At 68.6% G+C, this 3,959-nt stretch carries 4 protein-coding genes; all 4 read left to right on the top strand.

What is annotated here, in order from left to right; genetic code table 11:
* Positions 1-62: 62 nt before the first annotated feature.
* Complete coding sequence (locus K789_RS0106435) at positions 63-1,478, top strand: GntP family transporter (protein ID WP_024366043.1); 1,416 nt, start codon at positions 63-65, stop codon at positions 1,476-1,478.
* Positions 1,478-2,311, top strand: a complete 834-nt coding sequence (locus K789_RS0106430; protein WP_024366042.1) for a class II fructose-bisphosphate aldolase — start codon at positions 1,478-1,480, stop codon at positions 2,309-2,311. The genes K789_RS0106435 and K789_RS0106430 overlap by 1 nt, the downstream gene beginning before the upstream one ends.
* A 44-nt stretch (positions 2,312-2,355) precedes the next feature.
* Entirely contained in the window at positions 2,356-2,748 is a 393-nt protein-coding gene (locus K789_RS0106425; RefSeq protein WP_024366041.1) for a DUF1304 domain-containing protein, read from the top strand.
* A gap of 120 nt (positions 2,749-2,868) precedes the next feature.
* Positions 2,869-3,959: acyltransferase family protein (locus K789_RS0106420; RefSeq protein ID WP_024366040.1), on the top strand; the 1,091-nt coding region annotated here is incomplete at its 3' end.

The following is a 3,959-nucleotide window of genomic DNA, read 5'->3' as shown; positions in this document are numbered from 1 at the left end:
CCGCCGTCGTCGAACCAACCCTCCGGTCCTTCCCCGGACCGGTCCGTCAAAGGAGACACCCGATGAGCGCTCTCGCTCTCCTGGCCATAGCCGCAGCAGGCGTAGCCCTGCTGCTGGTGGCCGTCATCAAGTTCAAGATCCCGGCCTTCCTGGCGCTGCTGGTTGTCAGCGTCATTGTCGCCCTGGTTGCGGGAATCCCGCTGCCGGACATCGTCAAGACCGTCACTGAAGGCATGGGCGGCACCCTGGGGTCGGTCGCCATCCTCGTCGGCCTCGGCGCCATGCTCGGCAAGATGATTGAGGTTTCCGGCGGTGCCCAGGCGCTGGCCGGAAAGTTCACCCAACTCCTCGGACCCCGCCGGGTCATCGCGGCCCTGACCTCCGCGGCCTTCCTGCTGGCCATCCCCGTCTTCTTCGACGTCGGATTCATCATCCTGATCCCGATCATCTACGGCTTCTCCAAAGCGGCCGGGGTCAACCCGGTCAAGATCGGGCTGCCCGTGGGCGCGATCATGCTCGCCATCCACGTGGTTGTTCCGCCGCACCCGGGCGTTGTTGGCGGGGCCGGTATCCTCAAAGCCGATATCGGCTGGACGACCATCATCGGGCTCCTGATCTGCATCCCCGTCGGGGTGCTCGGCTACTTCGTTGCCAAACGGCTCAACCGTCGCGACTACGTGATGCTCCCCGGGACTGCCGAGCAGTTCCGCCTCTTCGGCTCCGGCAAATCCGAGGTCGAGCAGGACACCGCCCCAAGCGGCGGCGTCGCGGTCAAGACCGTTGCCAAAACCGCTCCCAGCCCGGCCATGATCATCACCTTGATTGTGTTGCCCATCCTGATGATCATGGTGGGAACCGTCGGCGCGGTGATGTTGCCCAAGGGCAGCCCCGCTGCGGACATCGCAGCCTTCGTCGGCGCACCCCTGATCGCACTGCTGACAGCCCTGGGAATGGCCTACTACTTCCTCGGCATCCGCCGCGGATGGTCCTCCCAGCACACCGGCGAGGTCATGGACTCCGCCCTCGCCCCGACCGCCATCGTCATCCTGGTGACCGGCGCCGGCGGCGTCTTCGGAAAAGTCCTCACCGTCTCGGGCATCGGCAAGGCACTCGCCGAGGGCCTGCAGAGCGTAGGACTGCCGTTGATCCTGATGGCGTTCATCCTGGCCGCGGTTCTCCGCGCCTCCCAGGGGTCGGCCACCGTGGCCATCATCACCACTGCGGGACTTCTGGCGACCTCGGTTGCCGACGGCGGGTACTCGCCTGTACAGACGGCGCTGATTCTGGTGGCAATCGGCTTCGGCGCTTTCGGCCTCAGCCATATCAATGACTCCGGATTCTGGATCGTCACCCGGTACCTGGGACTGTCGGTGGCGGACGGGCTGCGTACGTGGACGGTCCTCACGACCATCCTCGGCGTGGCAGGCTTCGCGCTGACGTTCCTCGTCTGGACCCTGGTGGGGGGCCTGAGCGCCTGATGCGTGCCCGTCTCGACCAGCTGGTGGCTTCCGCCCTCCAGCAGGGCTCGGCCNTGGGGGCGGCGGAGGACGCCGGCCGCGGCGCCATCCTGCTGGTCTCGCCCAGCACCGCGGCCACGCCGAACGGTCTCCGGCTGATCGCGGCGCTGCGCGGCCTCGCCGACGCCGCCGGCGTCCCGGTAGCCGTGCAGCTCGACCACGCCTCCGACCTCCGCGTGATTACCGACGCCGTTGCCGCCGGGGCTGACTCCGTGCTGGTGGACGGATCGTCGCTGGAATACGAGGACAACATCGCCCTGGTCCGGGCGGCGCGCTCAGCCCTGGACGGCGCCGGCTTTGCCGGGGAGATTGTGATCGAGGCCGAGCTCGGCGGCCTCGCCGGCGACGAGGACAGGGCCTTTGGGCCCGACGCCGCGGGCAGCGCCCCGGCGGCCGGCATGGCCGGACTCACCGACTCCGCCCAGGTGGAGGACTTCGTGGCCCGCTCCGGCGCCCAACTGCTGGCCGTGGCCGTGGGCAACGTCCACGGCAAGTACCAGGGCGAACCGGAGCTGCGGTGGGACGTCCTGCAGGACATTGCCGTGCGGACCCGCATTCCGCTGGTGCTGCACGGCGCCTCGGGAATCCCCGCGGCAGAACTCGTCAAGGCCGCCGCCATGAACGTGGGCAAGGTCAACTTCAACACGGAGCTGCGGACCGGCGTTCTGGGGACCCTCGAGGCGCGCACGGCCGTGCACCGCAGGGACGGCGAGAACCTTCAGGGACTGCTGGCCGAATGGGACGCCACGGCCGGGACGTTCGCGGCCACGGCGCTGTCCACGCTCTCACGCTGATCACCTGACGGATCAGCAAAACAGGGGGAGGCTAGGATCGGACCATGATCCTGGCCTCCCTCGTTTTCGCGCTGCTTGCGGCCCTGCTGCACGTCTACATCTTCACCATGGAGTCCATCACCTGGACGCGGCCGGCCACGTGGAAGCGGTTCAGCATCACCTCGCAGGCGGACGCCGACACCACCCGGCCGCTGGCCTACAACCAGGGCTTCTACAACCTTTTCCTGGCCGCGGGTGCCCTCGCCGGCACCGGCGCCATCGCCCTGGGGCACCCCGCGGTGGGATGGACCCTGGTTTTCAGCAGCTGCGGTTCGATGCTCCTGGCCTCGATCGTGCTGGCCCTCAGTGGCCGCAAGTACCTCCGCGCAGCCGCCACCCAGGGCGCGACGCCGCTGCTCGCCGTCGTGCTCGCAGCGCTGGGGCTGCTGACCGCCTGAACCGACGGCACTGGCCGCCGGCCGGGACAGGGCCGACAATGGAGGCAACACAGGAGCGTTGACGCTCAACAGCACTCAGCAGCTCAAGGGGGCGCGTTGGCGGCGTCCGTAGGGGGCTCAATGGCTTCACCGCAGCAGCCAGGGCACTGGTATGGTCTGCGGCCGGACCGCGACCTGGTGATCGATCTCGCCAGGTTCTTCTGCCTTGTGCTCGTCGTGGTGGGGCACACCATGATGGTCAGCCCGGTGCTGCACCCGGACGGCACCGTGACCTCCGACAACACCCTCGGCAACCAGCGCTGGTTCGAACCGGTGGTCTGGGTCCTGCAGGTCATGCCGCTCTTCTTCGTCGCGGGGGGCATCACCGGCCTGCAGTCCTGGCGTCGCCTCCGCGCCCGGGGCGGCACTGCCTTCGACTTCATGCAGGGCCGGATGCTGCGGCTCATCCGCCCCGCCGCCGTCCTGCTCGCGGTCATGTTCACCGGGCTCTGGGCTGCACGCCTGGCCGGGGTGGACCCGCAGGTGATCCAGCTGCTCGCCTCCGGCGCCGGCATGCCGCTGTGGTTCCTGGCCGCCTATCTCGCGGCGCAGCTGAATCTTCCGCTCCTGGCGCGGCTGCATGCCCGGGCGCCCTGGCTGACCCTGGCAGGTCTCACGTCGGTGGTGGTGGTGGTGGACTGCCTGCGGGGCACAACGCCGGCCCTGGCGTACCTCAACATGATTTTCCTGTGGTGCGCAGTGCAGCAGCTTGGATTCTTCCTCGCCGACGGCGGGCCAGTGGCACCCGGGCGCCCCGCGCTGGCGGTCATCATCCTGGGCAGCAACCTGGTCCTGGGGCTGCTCGTGTGGCTGGGACTGTACTCCGGGAACATGCTGGTGAACCTCAATCCGCCCAACCTGACGCTGCTGCTTCTCGGGTTCTCGCAGGCCGCGGCCCTGCAGCTTTTCCGTCCCATGCTGGCCCGGGTGGTGTCCCTCGTATCTGTGCGCCGGCTCATCGGAGTGGCAGGGCGGTGGTCCATGACCGTGTACCTCTGGCATTTGCCTCTGCTCGCGGCCATGTCCGGACTCTTGCTGCTGACCGCCTTTCCGCAGCCGGCGGGGGGAACCGCCGCCTGGTGGTGGGGGCGGCCGCTCGTGCTGCTGGCTTTGATCGGTCTGCTGCTGCCCGTGCTCACGCTGTTCGGCCGGCTCGAAGAACGACCGACGGC

Origin of the sequence: Arthrobacter sp. TB 26, from assembly GCF_000427315.1 — a bacterium.
GTDB lineage: Bacteria > Actinomycetota > Actinomycetes > Actinomycetales > Micrococcaceae > Arthrobacter.
Note: the sequence above shows the minus strand (reverse complement) of the source record. Positions and strands in the feature narration are given on the sequence as shown.